15 protein-coding genes are annotated in these 18,184 nt (G+C 68.8%); 8 read left to right on the top strand and 7 right to left on the bottom strand.

Translation table 11 applies throughout. From position 1 onward, the window contains the following. The first annotated feature begins 13 nt into the window (after window positions 1-13). From ABTY98_RS10085 to ABTY98_RS10110, 6 genes are all read left to right on the top strand, one after another. Window positions 14-1,231, top strand: a complete 1,218-nt coding sequence (locus ABTY98_RS10085) for a CaiB/BaiF CoA transferase family protein (protein ID WP_352220397.1) — start codon at window positions 14-16, stop codon at window positions 1,229-1,231. Next, entirely contained in the window at window positions 1,215-1,763 is a 549-nt protein-coding gene (locus ABTY98_RS10090; RefSeq protein WP_352220398.1) for an FAS1-like dehydratase domain-containing protein, read from the top strand. Before ABTY98_RS10085 ends, ABTY98_RS10090 begins: the two co-directional genes overlap by 17 nt. Further along, window positions 1,763-2,209 carry a MaoC/PaaZ C-terminal domain-containing protein gene (locus ABTY98_RS10095; protein WP_352220399.1) on the top strand — a complete coding sequence of 149 codons (447 nt, stop codon included), beginning with the start codon at window positions 1,763-1,765 and terminating at the stop codon, window positions 2,207-2,209. The genes ABTY98_RS10090 and ABTY98_RS10095 overlap by 1 nt, the downstream gene beginning before the upstream one ends. Continuing rightward, window positions 2,206-3,999, top strand: coding sequence for an acyclic terpene utilization AtuA family protein (locus ABTY98_RS10100; RefSeq protein ID WP_352220400.1), 1,794 nt, complete (start codon window positions 2,206-2,208; stop codon window positions 3,997-3,999). The genes ABTY98_RS10095 and ABTY98_RS10100 overlap by 4 nt, the downstream gene beginning before the upstream one ends. A gap of 1,168 nt (window positions 4,000-5,167) precedes the next feature. Next, on the top strand, window positions 5,168-5,734 hold the full coding sequence (locus ABTY98_RS10105; protein ID WP_352220401.1) for a Uma2 family endonuclease: 567 nt from the start codon (window positions 5,168-5,170) through the stop codon (window positions 5,732-5,734). A 115-nt stretch (window positions 5,735-5,849) separates the two neighbouring features. Next, window positions 5,850-6,164: a DUF6980 family protein gene (locus ABTY98_RS10110; protein WP_352220402.1), complete on the top strand. Its 315-nt coding sequence runs from the start codon at window positions 5,850-5,852 to the stop codon at window positions 6,162-6,164. A gap of 262 nt (window positions 6,165-6,426) precedes the next feature. Here ABTY98_RS10110 and ABTY98_RS10115 read toward each other — a convergent pair whose 3' ends face one another. The 4 genes from ABTY98_RS10115 to ABTY98_RS10130 all read right to left on the bottom strand — a co-directional run bounded on the left by ABTY98_RS10115 (window position 6,427) and on the right by ABTY98_RS10130 (window position 10,980). Next, window positions 6,427-7,494, bottom strand: coding sequence for a sugar ABC transporter substrate-binding protein (locus ABTY98_RS10115; protein WP_352220403.1), 1,068 nt, complete (start codon window positions 7,492-7,494; stop codon window positions 6,427-6,429). Between the two features lie 304 nt (window positions 7,495-7,798). Continuing rightward, entirely contained in the window at window positions 7,799-9,070 is a 1,272-nt protein-coding gene (locus ABTY98_RS10120; RefSeq protein WP_352220404.1) for a sugar ABC transporter permease, read from the bottom strand. 5 nt (window positions 9,071-9,075) lie between these two features. After that, a complete protein-coding gene (locus ABTY98_RS10125; RefSeq protein ID WP_352220405.1) occupies window positions 9,076-9,855 on the bottom strand; it encodes an ATP-binding cassette domain-containing protein in 780 nt (259 codons plus the stop codon). Window positions 9,856-9,891: 36 nt separating this feature from the next. Further along, window positions 9,892-10,980: a substrate-binding domain-containing protein gene (locus ABTY98_RS10130; protein WP_352220406.1), complete on the bottom strand. Its 1,089-nt coding sequence runs from the start codon at window positions 10,978-10,980 to the stop codon at window positions 9,892-9,894. A 288-nt stretch (window positions 10,981-11,268) separates the two neighbouring features. On the opposite strand from ABTY98_RS10130, the gene ABTY98_RS10135 reads away from it, so the two are divergent. Together ABTY98_RS10135 and ABTY98_RS10140 are read left to right on the top strand one after the other, a co-directional pair. Further along, window positions 11,269-13,806 carry a SpoIIE family protein phosphatase gene (locus tag ABTY98_RS10135; protein ID WP_352220407.1) on the top strand — a complete coding sequence of 846 codons (2,538 nt, stop codon included), beginning with the start codon at window positions 11,269-11,271 and terminating at the stop codon, window positions 13,804-13,806. Then, window positions 13,793-14,905: a sugar ABC transporter substrate-binding protein gene (locus ABTY98_RS10140; RefSeq protein WP_352220408.1), complete on the top strand. Its 1,113-nt coding sequence runs from the start codon at window positions 13,793-13,795 to the stop codon at window positions 14,903-14,905. Before ABTY98_RS10135 ends, ABTY98_RS10140 begins: the two co-directional genes overlap by 14 nt. Before the next feature lie 273 nt (window positions 14,906-15,178). Here ABTY98_RS10140 and ABTY98_RS10145 read toward each other — a convergent pair whose 3' ends face one another. The 3 genes from ABTY98_RS10145 to ABTY98_RS10155 all read right to left on the bottom strand — a co-directional run bounded on the left by ABTY98_RS10145 (window position 15,179) and on the right by ABTY98_RS10155 (window position 17,900). Then, window positions 15,179-15,544 (bottom strand): hypothetical protein, encoded by a 366-nt coding sequence (locus ABTY98_RS10145; protein WP_352220409.1) that lies wholly within the window; start codon window positions 15,542-15,544, stop codon window positions 15,179-15,181. A 46-nt stretch (window positions 15,545-15,590) separates the two neighbouring features. Beyond that, complete coding sequence (locus ABTY98_RS10150) at window positions 15,591-16,076, bottom strand: IS110 family transposase (protein WP_352220501.1); 486 nt, start codon at window positions 16,074-16,076, stop codon at window positions 15,591-15,593. 165 nt (window positions 16,077-16,241) lie between these two features. Beyond that, on the bottom strand, window positions 16,242-17,900 hold the full coding sequence (locus ABTY98_RS10155) for a hypothetical protein (RefSeq protein ID WP_352220410.1): 1,659 nt from the start codon (window positions 17,898-17,900) through the stop codon (window positions 16,242-16,244). Window positions 17,901-18,184: the final 284 nt, after the last annotated feature.

The raw sequence follows: 18,184 nt of genomic DNA on the forward strand, positions 1-18,184 counted from the left end.
TAGGTGAGCAGCCATGCGACCGGCGTTTGACGGCATCCGGGTCCTGGAACTGGGCCAGATCTACAACGGACCCTACTGCGGGCTCCTGTTCGCACAACTGGGCGCCGACGTCATCAAAGTCGAGCCACCCGGAGGTGAGAAACTGCGCTTCCGCTCGCACGAACCGACCGAGAGCCACGAGTTCGTGATGCTCAACTCCAACAAGCGCAGTGTGGTGCTGGATCTGAAGACCGACGCCGGTCGCCAGGCGCTGCTCGACCTGGCCGAGACCGCCGACGTGCTCATCGAGAACTTCGCGCCGGGCACGATGGAGCGCCTCCAGCTCGGTCCGGCGCGGCTCCTCGAACGCAACCCGCGTCTGATCGTGGCCTCCGGCAAGGGCTACGGGTCCACCGGCCCCTACGCCCACATGTCGGCCATGGACATCACCGTGCAGGCGATGTCCGGCAGCGCCTCGGCCACCGGAGTGCCCGACGGGCCACCGACCAAGGCCGGCGCCGCGTTCGTGGACTTCTCCGGCGGCATCCATCTGTTCGGCGCGATCAGCGCGGCCCTGTTCCAGCGCGAGCGCACGGGACGGGGGCAGATCGTCGAGGTCTCGATGCACGACACCGTCTACCCGATGCTGGCATCCAGCCTCGGCGGCCTGCACAACCAGCCCGACCGGCAGCTGCCCGAGCGCACCGGGAACCGGCATACGGGTATGGCGGTCACGCCATACAACATCTACCGGACCAGCGACGGATGGCTGGCAATCATCTGCGTCGCCGAGCGGCACTGGCGCGGCGTGGCCACCGCACTGGGCCGGCCCGAGTTGATCGACGACCCCAGGTTCCGCACGCAGAAGGACCGGGTCGCCCACATCGACGCGGTCGACGAACAGATCTCGTCCTGCACCAGGACCCGCACACGTGCCGAACTGGTGCGGGACCTGCAGGCCGCCGGTGTGCCCTGCGCGCCGGTCAAGACGATTCGCGAGATCGACACGGACGAGCACCTCATCCAGCGCGGCATGATCCAGTATGTCGAGCACCCGGCCAGGGGCCGGGTGCCGGTCCCAGGATGCCCCCTCAGGCTCAACGACTCACCGGTCGGCCCGCTGCGGGCCGCCCTGCCGCTGGGCCAGTCGACACAGGAGGTCCTCGCCGAACTGGCCGACCACGCGAACGCGGCCGGCGAGGCCGGCCCCCCGACCAACGGCAAGGAGCCCCGGCATGTCCTTCACCCCTGAACCCGGCACCCCGCTGGCCCAGTACTACGCCCAGACACAGCCGCGGACCGGATCGGTCCTCTCGCGCCGCAGCCTGGGCACGCTGGACGCGGTGAGCATCGGCCGCTACGCACTGACCATCGGCGCCACCGACCCGATCCACTACGACCCGGCGGCCGCACGCTCGGCCGGGTACGCCGATGTCGTGGCGCCACCGAACATGCTCGCCGCGATCGTGGAATGGGGGATCGGCACCCCCGAGGCCCAGCTCCAGGGCGACGGAACCCCCCTCGGCAGTGACACACCCCTCGGCGACGGCGACCTCGGGCTGCGCGCGATGGGCGCCGGCGAGGAGATGGAGCTGGTCACTCCCGTGACCGCGGGGACGGAGGTGGTGCTCGAGACCATCCTCGAGGCGGCCACGCCCAAACCAACCCGCGCCGGCACCTGCGTGTTCGTCACCACCCTCCACACGTTCATGTCCGCCCAGGGTGCCGTCCTCAACCGCAACCGGCGCACCGTCGTACTGCGCAACCCTTTGCAGGAGTCGTAGTGTCCATCAACTACCAGGTCGGGGACACGCTCCCGCGATTCAAGCACACGGCAACGCCCTTTCAGTTGTTCCGCTACAGCGCGGTCACCTGGAACCCTCACCGCATCCACTTCGACGAGCCCTACGCACGCCAGGAAGGCCACGCCGGTGTCGTGCTCCACTCCCACCTGCGCGCGGCGCTTGCCCTGCGCTGCGTCACCGAGGCTCTCGGCCCAGGGTGGCGCGTGGCGAAGGTCGCCTACCGCCTGCGCAAGCCCGTCTATGCGCCGACCACCCTGGCCTACACCGCCCGGGTGACCCACGTCGAGGGCGACAGCATGACCCTCGAGCTGGCCGAGGAGCACCCCTCCGGCGAGGTGGGGTTCGAAGGGACCGTACGGGTCAGCAGGACCGAGGGAGACAACACCGGCGGTCTTGGCGCCTCTACACCGGAAGAGTCAGCATGACATCAGCATCAGGACGGGGGCAGCGCCCCATCCGCGTCGGCAACTGCTCCGGCTTCTACGGCGACCGCGCCTCGGCCATGGCCGACATGGCTGAAGCGGGCGGCATCGACGTCCTCACCGGTGACTACCTCGCCGAGGTCACGATGCTGATCCTCGGCAAGGCGCGCGACAAGGACAGCACGAAGGGCTATGCGACTACCTTCCTGCAGCACCTCGACGCGGCGCTCGAGCACCTCATCGCAGGCGGGATCAGGCTCGTCGTCAACGCCGGCGGACTCAACCCCGCCGGCCTGGCCACCGCGACCCGCGAACTGATCGCACAGCGCGGATACGACCTGCGGGTCTCCCACATCGAAGGCGACGACATCTTCGGCCGCCTCGACACTCTCCACCAAGCGGGCCACTTGCTGCCGCACCTGACGACTGGCCAGCCGCTGTCGGACTGGCCGCACCAACCCCTGACGGCCAACGCCTACCTGGGCGGATTCGGCATCGCTCGCGCCCTCCACAACGGCGCCGACATCGTCGTCACCGGCCGCGTCGCCGACGCCTCCCTGGTCGTCGGCGCCGCCGCCTGGTGGTGGGGGTGGACGCCTGACGACCACGACGCCCTCGCCGGCGCGGTCGCCGCCGGACACGTCATCGAATGCGGGCCGCAGGCGACCGGCGGCAACTTCTCCGGCTTCCGTGCCATCCCCGACCTCGTGGAGCCAGGGTTCCCGATCGCCGAAATCGCCGCCGACGGCTCCTCGGTGATCACCAAGAACCCGGGCACCGGCGGCGCGGTCACAGCCGATACGGTCACCGCCCAACTGCTCTACGAGATCGGCGAACCCGCCTACCTCAACCCCGACGTGACCGCCCGCCTGGACACCGCCACCCTGACAGATCTCGGCGAGGACCGCGTCCGGATGAGCGGCGTGCGAGGCTCGGCGCCACCTGCGACGACCAAGGTCGCGATCACCGCGGTGGGAGGCTGGGCGAACAGCATGATCCTCGCGCTCACCGGCCCGGACCTCGACGCGAAGGCCGCCCTCGTCGAGCGATCCGTCCACCGCTACACCGAGGCCCTTGACGGGCTCGACGCGGTCGCCATCGAGCGAATCGGGCAGGCCCAGCACGATCCCGACACCCAGAATGCGGGAACCGAGCTGCTCAGGATCACCGTGCAGGGGACGAAGCAGGCCGCCGGGCGCGCCTTCTCCTCGCACATGGTCGAGCTGGCCCTGGCCAGCTATCCCGGGCTGTACTCCCTCGGCCCTCCGCAACCAGGGTCCGCGTTCGGTGTCTATTGGCCCGCGCTGCTCGAACAGCGCATGCTCCACCACACGGTCCACCACTACGACGGCACGACCGAGATCATCACCCCCGGCACCCCGCGCGGCGTCGCCGGGGGCGAGGGGACGCCGCAGGCCGAGCCGGCGCTCGCGCAACCGGCGCGAGCGCCGGCGGCAGACGAACTCATCGTCGCCCCGCTCGGTGAGATCGTGCATGCCCGCTCCGGCGACAAGGGTGGTGACGCGAACCTCGGCGTCTGGGTACGCGACCGTGAGGCATGGGACTGGCTCAGGTCCACCCTCACCACCGACGAACTGCGACGCCTCCTTCCCGAAACACGCGAACTGGAGATCTCCCGCTACGAACTCCCCAACCTCGGCGCGGTCAACTTCCTCATCCGAGGATTGCTCGGGACCGGCGCCACCTCGACACTGCGGCTGGACTCGCAGGCCAAAGCACTCGGCGAATGGCTGCGCTCACGCAGCACCAAGGTGCCGCGCTCCCTTGTCTAGACGTAGATCAACTGTCCCGCGCGGGAGAGCCGTTCGTGAGGTTTTGAACGGCTCTCCCGTCGCCTGATGGGGTGGGTGTGGGCAGAGTCGGCTGGTCCGCGGGCTTGGGCGTGTTGGGGTGGCGGAGTACCCAATGGAAGATGCCCAGGCCGGAGCCGTGTGGCTGTCCGCCCTCGGCCCTGACGGCGCTACATCCATCAGCCGTGGGGACTCACTGAGCAGGTTTGGCGAAGACCATGCGCACGGGTGGCGATCACCAGCCCTGGTGGTCCCTGCCCATCCGCCCCGGCGAGCGCGGCTACCAGTTCGACCCCGCCACCCCAGCCGCACCGCCGGCAGCGGACGCTCCTAACCGCACCCCTCGTCCTCCGTGGGATCGCCGCCCTCCGCGCCGCGTACGCCCAGCCCTGGAAGTGGGTTCCCTGCCCCCACGAGGTGCTACGTCGGCCAGCCCGAGATCCGCCCGAGCATCCTGTACGGACTGGCCCCGCAGATAAGCCCGAGCCGCTAGCCTGTGCCCACCGGCCATGTACGGCTCGCACAGACGATCCGAGGGCCCCGACCCCCTGATGAGGGGCGGGGCCTTTGTCGCCCCCAAGGGGTCTGCGGTGCTCACCGCTTCGACGACTGCAGCTGACCTCGGCCGACTCCCCCGCCCTCGTTCCCACGGGTTCGTGGAGCCCTCAATGGGGCCCTATGGAACGGAAGGCCGTGTAAAGGCGGGGAACGATCGAACGAGAACGGAAGGACGTACCGCTCTGACCAGCAAGAATGGCGAGCCTCGGGGAAGATCACCACAGACAGGGAAGACTATAGGGCCTCTCCTAAAGCGGGTGTCGCAGGTTCGAATCCTGCCGGGGGCACCATGTGGTACGCCGTTGACCCGGGGTTTATCTCCTGGGAGGCGCTCTCTTCGGCCTTGGGCTCCTTGTCCGGGGCCGTTTGGCGTGAGCGACGGGGTACTGCTGCATAGCGGGTCGGTCTGCGCAGGTCCCGAGTTCAGCCTCTTCCAGCGGTCGGGCCAGCGATCACGATGTCGTGGGTTCGCGGGTGGGATGCCGGCCGACTGGGAGGGTGCGTGAATGAGATCAGCGTGCCGGACGGGTGGCGGACAGTACGCTGAATCCAGCGGGATCGGGCCCGCAGCACAGTGTCCGGGAGGTGCTTCATGACGGCTGAGATGGTGGCCCCGGCGTGGATGCATGAGCAGATCACGGCGGAGGAGTACGAGTCCTGGTCCGAGGAGCAGTGCGCCGGGATCGAGATCGTGGACGGAATGGTCGTCGTGAGTCCGAGTGCGTCCAAGCGGCACAACCGGCTGGCCCGGATTCTGGCGAACGCCCTGGATGCCGCCGCGGGCCCGGAGTGGAACGCCGACACGGACTTCGACGTCCGGCTTCAGGACGTCCCACTCACCAATCGCCGCCCGGACGTCGTCGTGTACCGCGCAGACACGATCGACGTCACCCCCACCCGCCCGGAGCACCTGCTGCTGGTCGCGGAGGTGGTGTCGCCAGGCTCGGAGACCACCGACCGGATCGTGAAGGTCGACCAGTACGCCAAGGCAGGCATCGGCTTCTACTGGCGGATCGAGCAGGCCGCGACAGGCGTTCCTCTCGTGTACACCTACGTTCTCGACCCCGCGACGAAGACCTACCGGGACGGAGGCGTATTCACCGGTGTCCTCAAGGTAGCGGCCCCCTTCCCGGTGGAGATCGACCTCGGCCAGATCTGACCAGACACTGCTCGGCAGCCAAGCGTATCCGTCAGATCTCCACGTGCCATCCGGTGATCATCACAGACCGTGATCTACTTCGGGACATGGTGCCGATGAAAGAGAAGCCGAGGTCATGACCAGCCACTGCTGCGAGGCGATGGGCCGCCGTGTGAACGTGCGTTGCGACCAGCACGACGACCCCTTCGCCTGCCCGGACGCGCTGATCGACTTCAGTGCCAAGTTCCAGGAGTACGGGCTGATCATCCACGACGGCGGCACATCGAGCATCACCGTCGACTTCTGTCCCTGGTGCGGACGGCGTCTCCCCGAGTCACAGCGGGACCGATGGTTCGACGAACTCGAACGCCGTGGGATCGATCCGTGGGAGGACGAAGTCCCTGCCGAGTTCCAGGACGACCGCTGGCTCGCCGCCCTCCCCCGGGACTGACCAACCAACAGCCTCTCAGGTCACCTCTCCGATAACACGCCCTAACGCAGGCCCCCCCGAGCATGCCCGCTGGTCATGCTGGCGCACCGGGAAAGTCCGAGACCCCTCCCCACGACAGAGTCAAGCTCAGGTAGACAGCCACCCGACCGGTCACGCGCCATGCGGCATCGCCCGGTGGGCCGACGATTGACCACAAGGACGACCGGAGCGTCAGTCAGCCGACGGTCAGGCCTCCGGGCGATGCCATGGCCAGTCCTCACAGTCAGCCGAGACTGTTGCCCCACAGAGACGGGTCGGTGCTCTTGAGGCTGGGGACGCCGCCGTACGTACCGCCGTCGACGGTGACGAGCGGGGCGGAGAGCTGGTCTTCCAGAAGTCCGTCGCGGACCCGCACGATGGTGCTCTTGTGGTCGGTCTTGCCGGGCTTGAACGTCTTCCCGTCGACTGCGGCCTTCAGGTAGTACAGGGCGTACTTGGCGTAAAGGTCGACTGGCTGGGACACGGTGGCGTCGATGTTGCCGGCAGAGATGTTCTTGAGCTCCCTGGGAATGCCGTCGTTGGAGACGACGAACACGTGCTTCGGGTCACTCGGGCCGACCAACAGCCCCTGCTGCCTGAGCACGTGGAGCGTGCCGGAAAGGGCGAAGCTGGCCTGCATGTAGATGCCCTTGATGTCCGGGTGGGCGGTCAGGTCGGTCTGGAGCTTCTGCGCGGCGACGCCCCCGTCCCAGTTGGTGGCCTCTCCGAACACCTTGATGTCCGGGTATTTCGCCTTCATACATGCGTTGAACCCCTCGGTGCGGTCACGGCTGTTGATCGATGAGAGGTCGCCCTGGAGCATCACGACCTTGCCCTTGCCGCCGAGCTTGGTGCCCAGGTACTTGCATGCCTTCTCGCCGTAGGCGCGGTTGTCGGCGCGGACCACCATGTAGACCTTGCCGGTGTCGGGGCGGGTGTCGATGGTGACGACCGGGATCTTCGCCGCCTGCAATTGCGCCAGGATCGACGCGATGGCAAATGTGCTCTGCGGCGCCATCCCGATGCCCTTGGCGCCCTGGAGAATCAGTGTCTGCACATTGGAGGCGAGTTTGGCGACATCGTTCTGCGAGTTGGTGGTCTTGAGTGAAAGGCCGAGTTGCCTGGCGTACTCCGGCGTGTATTTGATGTACGCGTTCCAGAAGTCGGTGTCGGAGCGCGGGTAGTCGACGCCGACCAGCGGCCTGTCGCCGCTCGACGTGGCCGTGCTGCCGGAGCTGCCGCTGCAGGCACTGAGCAGCACCAGTGCGGAGAGGGCGGAAGCGGTGGAGCAGAGGACGGGTCTGGGCCTCATCGGTACTTCCTCGCGCTGGGTCCCGAAGCGCCTGCCGTCCACCCCTCGGAAGGGCCGGCTGTGAAATCCCGGCCCACTGGGGCCATGGGACGATGGCGGGCTCACTTGGCCGGCAGACACATGCCACCCGGCCGGCACCAAATTGCTTTATTCAATATACCTGCGACAGGATTCCATTCCTGTTCCAGTCATAGTCATTTACACGAGACCCTCCCCCGAGTTCCTCGGCAGTCTTGTGGCCCCCGCGCGCGAGGTACTGGTGCTGCCCGAGAACCGGACGCTGAAATCACCGCCCTTGGAAGTGTCAGGCGCGCCCGTGCGCCTGCTGGGTGTGTCGGGACAGTGAGTCAATGACCACCGCGGCAAAGAGCACCCCGCCCGTGATCACCAGCTGGACGGCGGTGGGCGTGTCGGTAAGGGCCATGCCCGATGCGATCGACTGGATGACCAGAATGCCGAGCACTGCGGACCAGGTCGTACCGCGTCCTCCGAACAGGCTGGTGCCGCCGATGACGGCGGCAGCGATGGCGTTGAGCAGCAGGACGCCGGAGCCGGAGTTCTGGCTCACCGACGTGATGCGCGAGGCCAGGAACAGACCGCCGGTCGCCGCCAGGGTGCCGGAGACGGCGAGTACGGCCGTCTGTACGCCGGTCACGCTGAGGCTGGCGCGACGGGCCGCCTCGACGCTGCTCCCCAGTGCGTAGACCTGCCGTCCGTAGGGCGTGCGCCGGAGGATGATGTCGAGGCCCGCCACCGTGGCGAGGAAGATCAGCAGAGCCAGCGGCAGGCCCTGGAACTGGTTCAGCAGATAGGCGGAGCCGAACGCGATCACCGCCACTGCTGCTGTGCGCGCCCCGAGGGTACGCAGCGGGCGGTGTGGCATGCCGACGGCCCTGCGGCGGCGCCTGTTCAGGTAGGAGGCGAGGAAGACCAGAGCAGTGGCGAGTGCCGCCACCGCGTAGGCGACGCCGGGGTTGGTGAAGTAGTAGCTGGTGAGGTGGGCGATGAGCCCGTTCTCGTCGAGGTTGACGGTGCCGCGGGTGCCGAGGATGGCGAGCATGAGGCCGTTCCACGTCAGCAGCCCGGCAAGGGTGACCACGAAGGCCGGCACCCGGGTCCTGGCGATGGAGTACCCCTGGAGGGTTCCCGCCACGGTACCCGTCAGCACGGCGGCGATCAGGGCGAGCCATTCCGGCACGCCGTTGTTGACGTTGAGCACCGCGAATACCGCGGCCGCGAGCCCGCTGATCGAGCCGACCGACAGGTCGAGTTCACCGAGCAGCAGCACGAAGACGATGCCGACCGCGATGAGGCCCGTGCCCACGATGTCCACGCTGAGGTTGGACAGGTTGCGGGGCGAGAGGAAGGTGGAGTTCAAGCCCTGGAAGATGATCCACACCGCGGCGAGGACGAGGGTGACGGGAAGGTAGCCCAGCTCACCGGCGCCCAGCCTGCGCCGCCGGACGGTGATCCAGCCCGCCACGGCACGGGGGACGGTCCGCCTGGCACGGCCCTGACGGGCTTTCGCCGTAGCTGCCGTGGGATCGGCCCGCGTCTCGTCCGGCATGTCACGCATCCCTTTCACCACTCGGCCTCGCGGTGGGCCGGCCGACGGGGCACGTTGTCCGTGGCGCCCGTGATGGAGGAGATGATCTGCTCCTGGGAGGTGGTGCTCACGTCGAAGAAGCCGTTGTTGCGGCCGAGCCGCAGCACGGCGGCCCGGTCAGCGAGGGCCTTCACATCGCCCATGTTGTGGCTGATGAGCAGGATCCCCAGGCCGTGGTCGCGGAGACGGTCGACGAGGTCGAGGACCTCGGTGGTCTGCTCGAACCCCAGCGCCGCGGTCGGTTCGTCCAGAAGGAGGACGCGCGGGTCACCGAGAAGCGAGCGCGCGATGGCGACGGTCTGCCGCTGGCCGCTGGACAGTGACACCAGGGGATCGCGCAGATCGGGGACGCTCCGGGTCAGGCGCTCCAGCAACCGCGTGGAGCGACGCTCCATCTCCACCTCGTCGAGGAAGCCGAACCTGCGGATCTCTCGTCCGAGGAAGAGGTTGCCGACGACGTCGAGGTTTCCGCACAGCGCCAGGTCCTGGTAGACGGTGGCGATGCCGAGGTCCCGGGCTTCTTGGGGACGCCGAATGTGAACGGGCCGGCCCTCCCACTCGATGCTCCCCTTGTCCGCGGGAGCGACCCCGGAGATCACCTTGACCAGGGTGGACTTGCCGGCCCCGTTGTCGCCGAGCAGGGCAAGGACCTCGCCGGCGTGGATCTCCAGCTCGATGTCCTGGAGGACCTCGACGACGCCGAAGCGCTTGCACACGCCGTGCAGGGCGAGCAAGGGGGGCGGCAAGGGAGTCATCTCCTTCCCGGGCCTGGGGTCGGCCGGTCCCGCCTGTCAGGTCAGCCCGGCCTTGTGGCAGTCGCCCGCGAGTGGCGGGGTGCAGATTTGTTGGAGCGTGTACACGCCGTCCTTCACCACGGTGTTCCTGATGGTGGCAAGGATCACGGGCACCGGAGTGAGCAGCACGGCCCGAACCTCCGCGCCGCTGCGGGTTTTCACCCGCCTGGTGGCCACCCCGTCGAGGCGCTGACCACGGGCGGCGGCCACGGCCAGGGCACCGCCGGCGGCAGCCTCGGGTCCGAACGGCTTGTAGACCGTCATGTACTGATCGCCGCTGACAATGCGCCGTACGGCTGTGAGTTCGGCGTCCTGCCCGGTGACAGGGGGCAGCGGCGTGACCTTGTCGGCCTTGAGGGCGGCGATACTGCCGGCGGCCAGGCCGTCGTTGGCGGCGTAGACACCGTTGATGCTGCCGGCGCCCAGGGAAGAGATGGCCCCGGACATGTTGTGGTTCGCCGCCTCCGTGCTCCACTGGGGTGTGTCGTACTCCTTGGCGATCGTCACCTTCCCCCGGAGTTCGGACAGTGCGCCCTGCTTGAACGACAGCGCGTTGGGGTCGCCGGGGTCGCCGTTCATCATCACGATCCGGCCGCTGTGCGCCTTGGCACCCATGGCCGTCAGCAGCGCCCTGCCCTGGAGCCTGCCGATCTCCTGGCCGTCGAAGGAGACGTAGCCCGAGATGGGGCCCTCGGCGAGGCGGTCGTAGGCGATGACCGGGATGTGCGCGGCAGCTGCTTTTCCGACCGAGGCGCCCATGGATCTGGCGTCGACGGCCGTCAGCACGATGGCATCGACCCCGTCGGCGATCGATGCGTCCATCTGTTCCTGCTGGATGGTCACGTCACCTTTGGCGTTGGCGCGCACGATCGTGCAGTCGCCGCAGAGTTGCCGGATCTTCCGCTCCAGCAGGGGCCTGTCCTGCGTCTCCCAGCGGGCCGTGGTGGAGTCCGGCAGCAGCACACTGATCTTCCGCGCGTCCCCTGCGTGGGAGGTGCTCCCGGGGCCCGCTCCGCAGGCAGTGAGAGACACGGCCGTCGAGACCGCGGCCAGGGCGAGGGCGCTGTCCCGAACGCGGGCTTTCATGCGCGAGACCTCCCTCGTCCCTGGAGCGCCGCGGCCGCAACCGCGGCGCGGCAGCGCGGCCCGCCGGGGCGTGGCGGAGTTCCGGCCGGCACCCGCCCGGACCAGGCGAAAGTCGCAAAACGACCACCCCGCCAGTGTGGCACCGGCCATGGTGAACTGCGAACCCGGTGCCGCGTGGCCGACTTGACGTCAACCTGTCCGGTTCATCCACCTATGCGATTCTGATAAGGGGAGTCACCAGCAGTAGCCGTGTCGGCACCCCGGCAGGGACGGGAGGTAGATGGGGACATGCCTCACGACGGCAGTGCCGGGGACGGGCTCTCGCAGGCGGTGACCGCCGAGGCCGGCGTCGCGGACAGCGGCGCACCACCGAGGCCGGAGTCCCCCGTGAGCATCCGCGCCCTGACGTTCGCCGGTGCGGCGTTGGCCGTGCTCTATGTGCCCGACGCGAGTTCTGACGACCTTCGGTCGGTGGACACGGCCGGATGCGCCCTGGCCGAGTACGGGCTGCCGGAGCGCCTGGCCCTGTCCGGCGGCTCGCCTGCGGCCCGCGCCTTCCGCGCCTCCCAGCCCGTGTGGCTGACCCCCGCGGCACTCGCCTCCTTTCCCGAGGGATCTCCGGCGCCGCCGCGAGCCCGGACGTCGCTCGGTGCGTTGCCCCTGGACGCCGAGGGCAGACGGCTCGGCTGCCTCGTCGTCGTGGGCGCCGGCGAGAACGGTTTCGAAGCCGAGCAACAGCGCTTCCTGGAGCGCTACGCCGACGCGGTCGCCGGCGTGCTGGCCACGGCCGGAGGAGGGCCGCCGCCGGCACCCCTGACTTCCGCCCTGCGCCGAATGCGCGTCGGCTCCTTCGTCCTGGTCCCGGAAACCGGCGTGATCGACGCGGACGAGACGCTGCGCGAACTGATCGGCATCGAGCCGGACGAATTCGACGGCAAGGCGGACTCCCTGCTCGCGCACGCACTGCCGGAAGACCTGCACGCGCTGATGTCGGTACTGGAGCCGTCCGCCCAGCCGTTCGGCCGACGGGAACTGGACTTCCGCGTCCGCTGCCCCACCGGTGAGATGCGCTGGCTGAGTCTGAGGTGCCGCGTGGCGGCGGGTGCCGACGACCGGCCGGAGCAGGTTCTGGGTGTGGTGACGGCGACCTCGGTCCTGCACCGGGGCACCGACGACGTCTCCCGGATCCAGTGGCTGACCGTCGCACTCGACGAGGCCACCACCGTGCGCGACGTCAGCCACGTGGTGGTCACTGCCCTGCGTGAACCCCTGAGCGCCGACCGGGTGGCGCTCGCCGAGCTGCAGCACGAACGGCTCCAGGTCACCCTGCTCGACCCGCCGCAGCCCGCTGCCTGGCCGCAGACATGGCGTCTCCAGTGGCGTTCGGAGTGGCTCGACGCACCCCTCAGCGCCCTGCCCAGCCTGCAGATGGCTCTGCGAGACGGACGTATGGACCTGTGGCCGACAGGCACCGCCCTCGAACCGGGACTCGACGGCATCGGCCCCGGAGGCCTTGCCGTCCTGCCGCTGCCCGCCAAGGGCCGGGTCGCCGGCGTGTGCCTGATCGGCTGGGACCGGCCGCACGAGTTCGTCCCCGAGGAACGTACGCTGCTGACCGCCACCGCCTCACTGGCCGGCCAGGCCCTCACCCGCGCCCACGCCTATGACACCGAACAGGAACTCGCGACCATGCTGCAGCGCAGCCTGCTGCCGCGACGTCTGCCCGAGCTTCCCGGCGGGATCGCCGTCGCCCGCTACCTGCCCGCCCGGCGAGGACTGCAGGTGGGCGGCGACTGGTACGACGTGATCGCTCTCTCCGAGGACCGGGTGGCGCTGGTCATCGGCGACGTGCAGGGCCACAGCGCCGCAGCCGCGACGATCATGGGCCAGATGCGTACCGCGGTCAGGGCGTACGCGGTGGAGGGCCACCCGCCCGACGTGGTCGTCTCGCACGCCAATCGCCTCCTCGTCGGCATGGAGACGGATCTCTTCGCCACCTGCTGCTACGCCGAACTGGACATGGACGAGGGCGACGTCCTGTTCGTCCGGGCCGGGCACGTCTCACCGCTGCTGCGGCATCCCGACGGCAGCACCGAGGAGGTCGAGGTCGAGGGAGGCCTTCCGTTGGGCATTTCCATGGAGGCGGAATTCCCGATGACCGCGATGGCACTGGCGCCCGGAACGATGCTCGCCCTCGTCACCGACGGGCTGATCGAGGCCGCCGATCTGTCCCTGGACGAGGGCATGCGCCGCACGCGCGCCACCCTCGCCGCGGCCGACCCGTCGGATCCTGGGCGGGTGGCCGACGACCTGCTGGGCGACTTCGGCCGTCGCGAGGACGACGTGGCGCTGTTGCTGCTGCGCTACGACGGCATGAAGACCCGGCCGATCCGGTCGGGCTGGCTGGTGTGGCGGCTGCCCGACGCCGTGATGCACGCACGCCGGTTCACCGCGCGCACGTTGCGCCGCTGGAAGGTCGAAGAAGCCATCGACCCGGTGCTGCTGGTGGTGTCCGAACTCGTCACCAACGCCCTGATGCACACCCAGGGCCCGGTCCGTCTCGACCTGATACTCCGCGGCGACCGGGTGCGTGTCTGCGTGAGCGACTCCTCTCCGCGGGCGCCCGCCAAGCCCGTGATCGTGGACTGGGAGTCGACCGGCGGCCGGGGTCTGCTCCTGGTCGAGGCGATGTCGGAGTCCTTCGGCACGGTGCCGGTGGCCGGCGGCAAGCAGGTGTGCAGCGAGATAGCGGTACCGCGTCGTGAACCGGCTTCGGTGGGCGCAGAACCAGGCGCAAGGAGGGGGACCGATCATGACGTGTCGTAGCAAATGCGTGACGCTCCGTGCGCGTCATGTCGTCGGGGTGCTGGTCACGGGCCTGCTGGCCATGCCCTTGGCCGCCTGCGCAGGAGACGGAAGACCTGCCACGAACGGCTTCACCGTCGGCCTGCTGCTGCCGAGCCGGGTCGTGCCACGCTGGGAGAACTCCGACAAGCCGCTGATCGAGCAACGGGTGAAACAGCTCTGCCCGCACTGCAACGTCATCTATGCCAACGCCGACGACGACTCGACGGCCCAGCGGCAACAGATGATCGCCATGATCACCAAGGGGGTCAGGGTCCTCATCCTCGGCGCCACCGACAACAGGGCGCTGCGCTCCACCGTCGAGGAGGCCCACAGCGCGGGCGTCCCCGTCATCGCCTACGACAGGCTCGTCGAGGGGCCCATCTCAGGCTACGTCAGCTTCAACGGCGTACAGGTCGGAACGCTGCAGGGCCAGGCCCTCCTCAAGGCCATACACACCGTGCACACCCCGGCCGAGGACGGGACCATCGTCATGATGAACGGCGATCCGACCAGCCCCAACGCCGCGTCGTACAAGAGGAGCGCACTGTCCGTCCTGCGGGGCAAGGTGAGGATCGGCCGTTCCTACGACACCCCGGGCTGGAGCACGAACAACGCGCATGCCAACATGTCCGCCGCCATCTCCGCTCTGGGCCCGGGCCGGATCGACGGCGTCCTGGCCGCCAACGACGCCATGGCCGCAGGCGTCATCTCCGCACTCAAGAGCGCCCACGTCAGGCCCCTTCCACCGGTCACCGGCCAGGACGCCGACCTCGACGCGGTGCAGCGCATCGTCAACGGCGAGCAGACCATGACGGTGTACAAGTCCTTCCGCGCGGAAACCGGGGCAGCCGCCGCCATGGCCGTCTCCCTGGGCCGCGGCGAGAAGCCGCACACCATCGCCACGACGACGACCGACAGTCCCACCACCCATCACATCCCGTCCGTGCTCCTCACCCCGGTCGCCGTGACAACCGCCAACATCAAGCAGACCCTCATCAAGGACGGTGTGTACACCATCGCCCAGATCTGCACACCCCAACTGCGGGCCGCTTGTGCGAAGGCAGGGCTGACTCCCTAGCGGGCTGCCGTCGGCCGAGTACGCGGAGACCGTGGCGAGTTGCTGTGCGCGTTGCACAGCGTCCAGGATGCACGGCTCAGCGCGGCGAACGACCGGTCCTCGTCACACGCGAGCACCACCCGCGCATCCCCAACAGCCGCCAGAAGCAACGCAATCACTGCAATCACTGCAATCACTGCAGGATGCGTCCCGTTCCCGACCTCAGCGCCCAAGGCGCTCCGCGCTCGAGCGCCTTCTGCGACGCACCAGCTCCCGGGAACCCCCGGTGAGTAGTCAGCGAGGTACGCAGCCGAACCAGTTCACCGTGCCGTTCTCGGACGTGTAGCCCATGCACCTGACGGTCCTGTCGTGCAGGGTCTCGGTCCGATCGACGTGTCCGTTCAGATACTCCGTTGCGTGGTGGGGCTCTACGAGGGTGTCGATCTCGACTCTGTACCAGCGGCGCTCGTTGTCCGGCAGGCTGCAGCCGTGGGCGGTCATGTTGCGACTGGGGTCGTCTATCCAGATGGGCCGTTCGGCGCGGTCGCAATGCGCTCTGCCTGCGGCGTCAGCGGTGCCGGCGCCGGTGCCGAGCAAGGCCGTGGCGCACGTGGCCACCGCCGCGGTAGCGCCGAACAGGCGCTTCAGGGTGAGGTTCATCAACTGGTCCTCCTACCGGATACGGTGACGGCTCGGAGTTGCCATGTCATCGTGGTGCGATAGTCACACTTATCCGGGATGTCCGGCTCGCCGACCGGCAGCGCATTCCCCCGACCCGGTGACGTCCGTGATGCCAATGCAGCAGTCCCCGGTCACACCCCGGCCGGCCCTGGAGCGACCCTCGGGTCGTGCCAGGGAGCGTCGCCGCATCCTGATCACCGCGGGCGGCCGACGAGCCCTCACGGATGGGAACGATGGCGGCCACGGCCGGCCGATGGGCTGCCAGTCGCCGGGTGGTCAGGGTGCGCAAGTCGACGGCGATCTCGTCACCGGGCCTGAGCACTCCCAAATCTCGTCGGATGCGGGCCTGGTCGGCGATGACGAAGGCGTCCTTCGCGTCGGTTTCCCTCGCCCCGGTAGGTGGCCGAGGCCCGGTGCACTGCCAGGCCGGTGAGGTAGGCGACAGCTGATCGTGGGCAGTGAGCAGGCCGATCAGCAGGGCGGTACCACCATGGTTGAGGTCGACGGCCAGAGCACGTCGTCGGACAGCGCCAGCACGTCGCCGAGCAGTGCGAGCAGCTCGGTAGCCATCCAGCGGCTCACCCGTGTCTGTCGTCATGATGGTGAGGAGCTGAGTGGGGCGCTGGCTTGTCGGCGGGCGTGGTTGTGGGGCCCGCCCCCGCCGACTCGTCTTGCGTCAGTTGGCAGGGCCGGGGGTGAAGGAGACGCCGCGCAGGACGTCGCCCGCGGACGCGGTCTTCAGGGTGGTGTACCGCTCGTCGGCGGGCAGGCTCGTGGCCGAGACGTTGTCGGTGATGGTGACCAGCTTGTTCGGGTCGGCGCCGTAGTCGGACACGCCGCCGACGGATGTGGTCACGCCGTAGAGGCTCACCGTGCCGTTGGGGTTGACCTTGCCTGTGAAGTTGCGGATACCGTCGGCGGCCGGGGTCCACGGGGTGCCCGTGACCGGGTTGGTGCCGGTGGGCAGGCCGGCGACGGTGTAGGGCACGCCAAGGCCGAGGCCCGCGTTGAGGGTGTAGTCGTAGGTCCAGGCGCCGTTCACCAGCGACCACTTCTGGATGCCGGCGAGGTTCTGGGCCGCGGCGGCGGTGAAGCTGCCGTCGCTGTAGGTGTCGGTGCCGTTCCCGGAGTCGGCGACGTACATCGTCGTCGGGTTGGCGAACCAGATCGCGCCGAAGTCGGCGGTGTTGCTCGAGTCGCCGGTGTCCGGGGTCTTGACGGACTTGGCCGGCGCGGTCGGGAACCCGGCCAGGATGCACATGTTGTCGGCCGGCTGACCGGTCTCGGCGTTGTACGTGTCGGCCGCGGTCGGCAGCGGCGCGCCGGGCACGGGCGTACCGACGCCATTCGGGCAGGCGGTGCCGGTGGTGTCGACGAAGTAGACGGTGTCGACGCCGTTGCTTCCGGATCCCTTGGTGTAGTACAGCACCCCGTCGTGGAGCGCGACGTCGGCGAAGTTCGTGTCCTTGCCGAGCTTGTCCGCCTTGGTGATCCCGGGCAGCTGGGTCACGCTGAACCCGCCGACCGGGGTCGGCAGGCCAGGGTTCTGCGCCTGCTCGGGCGTGTGGGCCGGGGTGACCAGCTGCGCGCCCGTGCCGTAGATCAGGCCCGGAACGGAGGTGCCGGTACCGTTGTTGGAGTTTCCGGCCGTGTAGTACTGGCCGGTGGCGTCGTCGAGGATCGCCGCGCGGCCGTTGTCGCCGCTGTAGGCGTTGGTCTCGGTGATCCGGAACTTGCCGTTGGCGTCGAGTTCGGCGACCGCGCGGTAGACGGACTGGGTGTCCGGGTTGGTCGGGTCCACCACGCCGGGGGTGTTGCCGTTGGAGGCATCGAGCGTGTTCGCCGGCGTGACGTAGCCCATGAACGTGACCGCGTCGCCGCCGGAGGAGAGATTGAGCGCCAGCTCCGACTTCGAGGAGAAGCTGCCCATCAGCAGGTCGTGCCCGCGGCTGGAGGCGCTGGGGGTGCCGTCCGGTGCGGCGATCGAGTCGACCAGAGTACCGGCCGGAGTGATCTGGTCGAGGTGGATCGGCGCGGTGATCCCGAAGTTCTCGTCGACCGAGACGTTGTCCCAGACGTGCGCGAACGAGCCGTCCGCGACTGCGGCGGCGCCGGTCGGCAGCACGGTGACGCCGGGGGTGATCATGGACGCGGTCCCGGTGTAGTGGACCCGGCTCACCAGCAGGTCGCCCGGAATCAGCGGGGTCTTGCCCCCCGCGTCGGCCTGCGCCGGGCCGGACGCGCCCACCACGCAGGCGCCGATCGCGAACGAGGCCGCCACCCCGAGCGCGCCGCGTCTGGCCCGGCGCACCGGGCGGCTGGAACGGTCGAACATACGTGTTCTCCTTCTCGCGGACCGATCCCCAAGTCGTGAGGATCGCTAAGGATCACACCATCCACACGCTGGGCGCGAGACAACCGTTGGTGAACGGCAGCCGAAGCATCAGACGATCCGGTGGGGGTGCTTGCCGAGGAAGTCGACCTCCCCGTGCCCGCGCATCGGGAGATACGGCGGCGGCACCGCCTCCGGACAGCCCATGGGCACTCACGGGCACTCATCTTTCAAGAATCCAACGCGATCAGAAAAGGACTGCCGTTACTTACTGACAAGCGTCATGC

This window comes from Streptomyces sp. NPDC096040, assembly GCF_040303265.1.
Taxonomy (GTDB): Bacteria; Actinomycetota; Actinomycetes; order Streptomycetales; family Streptomycetaceae; genus Streptomyces.

Bases quoted from the DNA above. Each gene is read 5' to 3' on its own strand.
- ABTY98_RS10135 (WP_352220407.1), top strand. From the start codon at position 11,269: ATGCCTCACGACGGCAGTGCCGGGGACGGGCTCTCGCAGGCGGTGACC.
- ABTY98_RS10140 (WP_352220408.1), top strand. From the start codon at position 13,793: ATGACGTGTCGTAGCAAATGCGTGACGCTCCGTGCGCGTCATGTCGTC.
- ABTY98_RS10155 (WP_352220410.1), bottom strand. From the start codon at position 17,900: ATGTTCGACCGTTCCAGCCGCCCGGTGCGCCGGGCCAGACGCGGCGCG.
- ABTY98_RS10100 (WP_352220400.1), top strand. From the start codon at position 2,206: ATGACATCAGCATCAGGACGGGGGCAGCGCCCCATCCGCGTCGGCAAC.
- ABTY98_RS10145 (WP_352220409.1), bottom strand. From the start codon at position 15,544: ATGAACCTCACCCTGAAGCGCCTGTTCGGCGCTACCGCGGCGGTGGCC.
- ABTY98_RS10085 (WP_352220397.1), top strand. From the start codon at position 14: ATGCGACCGGCGTTTGACGGCATCCGGGTCCTGGAACTGGGCCAGATC.
- ABTY98_RS10130 (WP_352220406.1), bottom strand. From the start codon at position 10,980: ATGAAAGCCCGCGTTCGGGACAGCGCCCTCGCCCTGGCCGCGGTCTCG.
- ABTY98_RS10105 (WP_352220401.1), top strand. From the start codon at position 5,168: ATGACGGCTGAGATGGTGGCCCCGGCGTGGATGCATGAGCAGATCACG.
- ABTY98_RS10120 (WP_352220404.1), bottom strand. From the start codon at position 9,070: ATGCGTGACATGCCGGACGAGACGCGGGCCGATCCCACGGCAGCTACG.
- ABTY98_RS10115 (WP_352220403.1), bottom strand. From the start codon at position 7,494: ATGAGGCCCAGACCCGTCCTCTGCTCCACCGCTTCCGCCCTCTCCGCA.
- ABTY98_RS10090 (WP_352220398.1), top strand. From the start codon at position 1,215: ATGTCCTTCACCCCTGAACCCGGCACCCCGCTGGCCCAGTACTACGCC.
- ABTY98_RS10110 (WP_352220402.1), top strand. From the start codon at position 5,850: ATGACCAGCCACTGCTGCGAGGCGATGGGCCGCCGTGTGAACGTGCGT.
- ABTY98_RS10125 (WP_352220405.1), bottom strand. From the start codon at position 9,855: ATGACTCCCTTGCCGCCCCCCTTGCTCGCCCTGCACGGCGTGTGCAAG.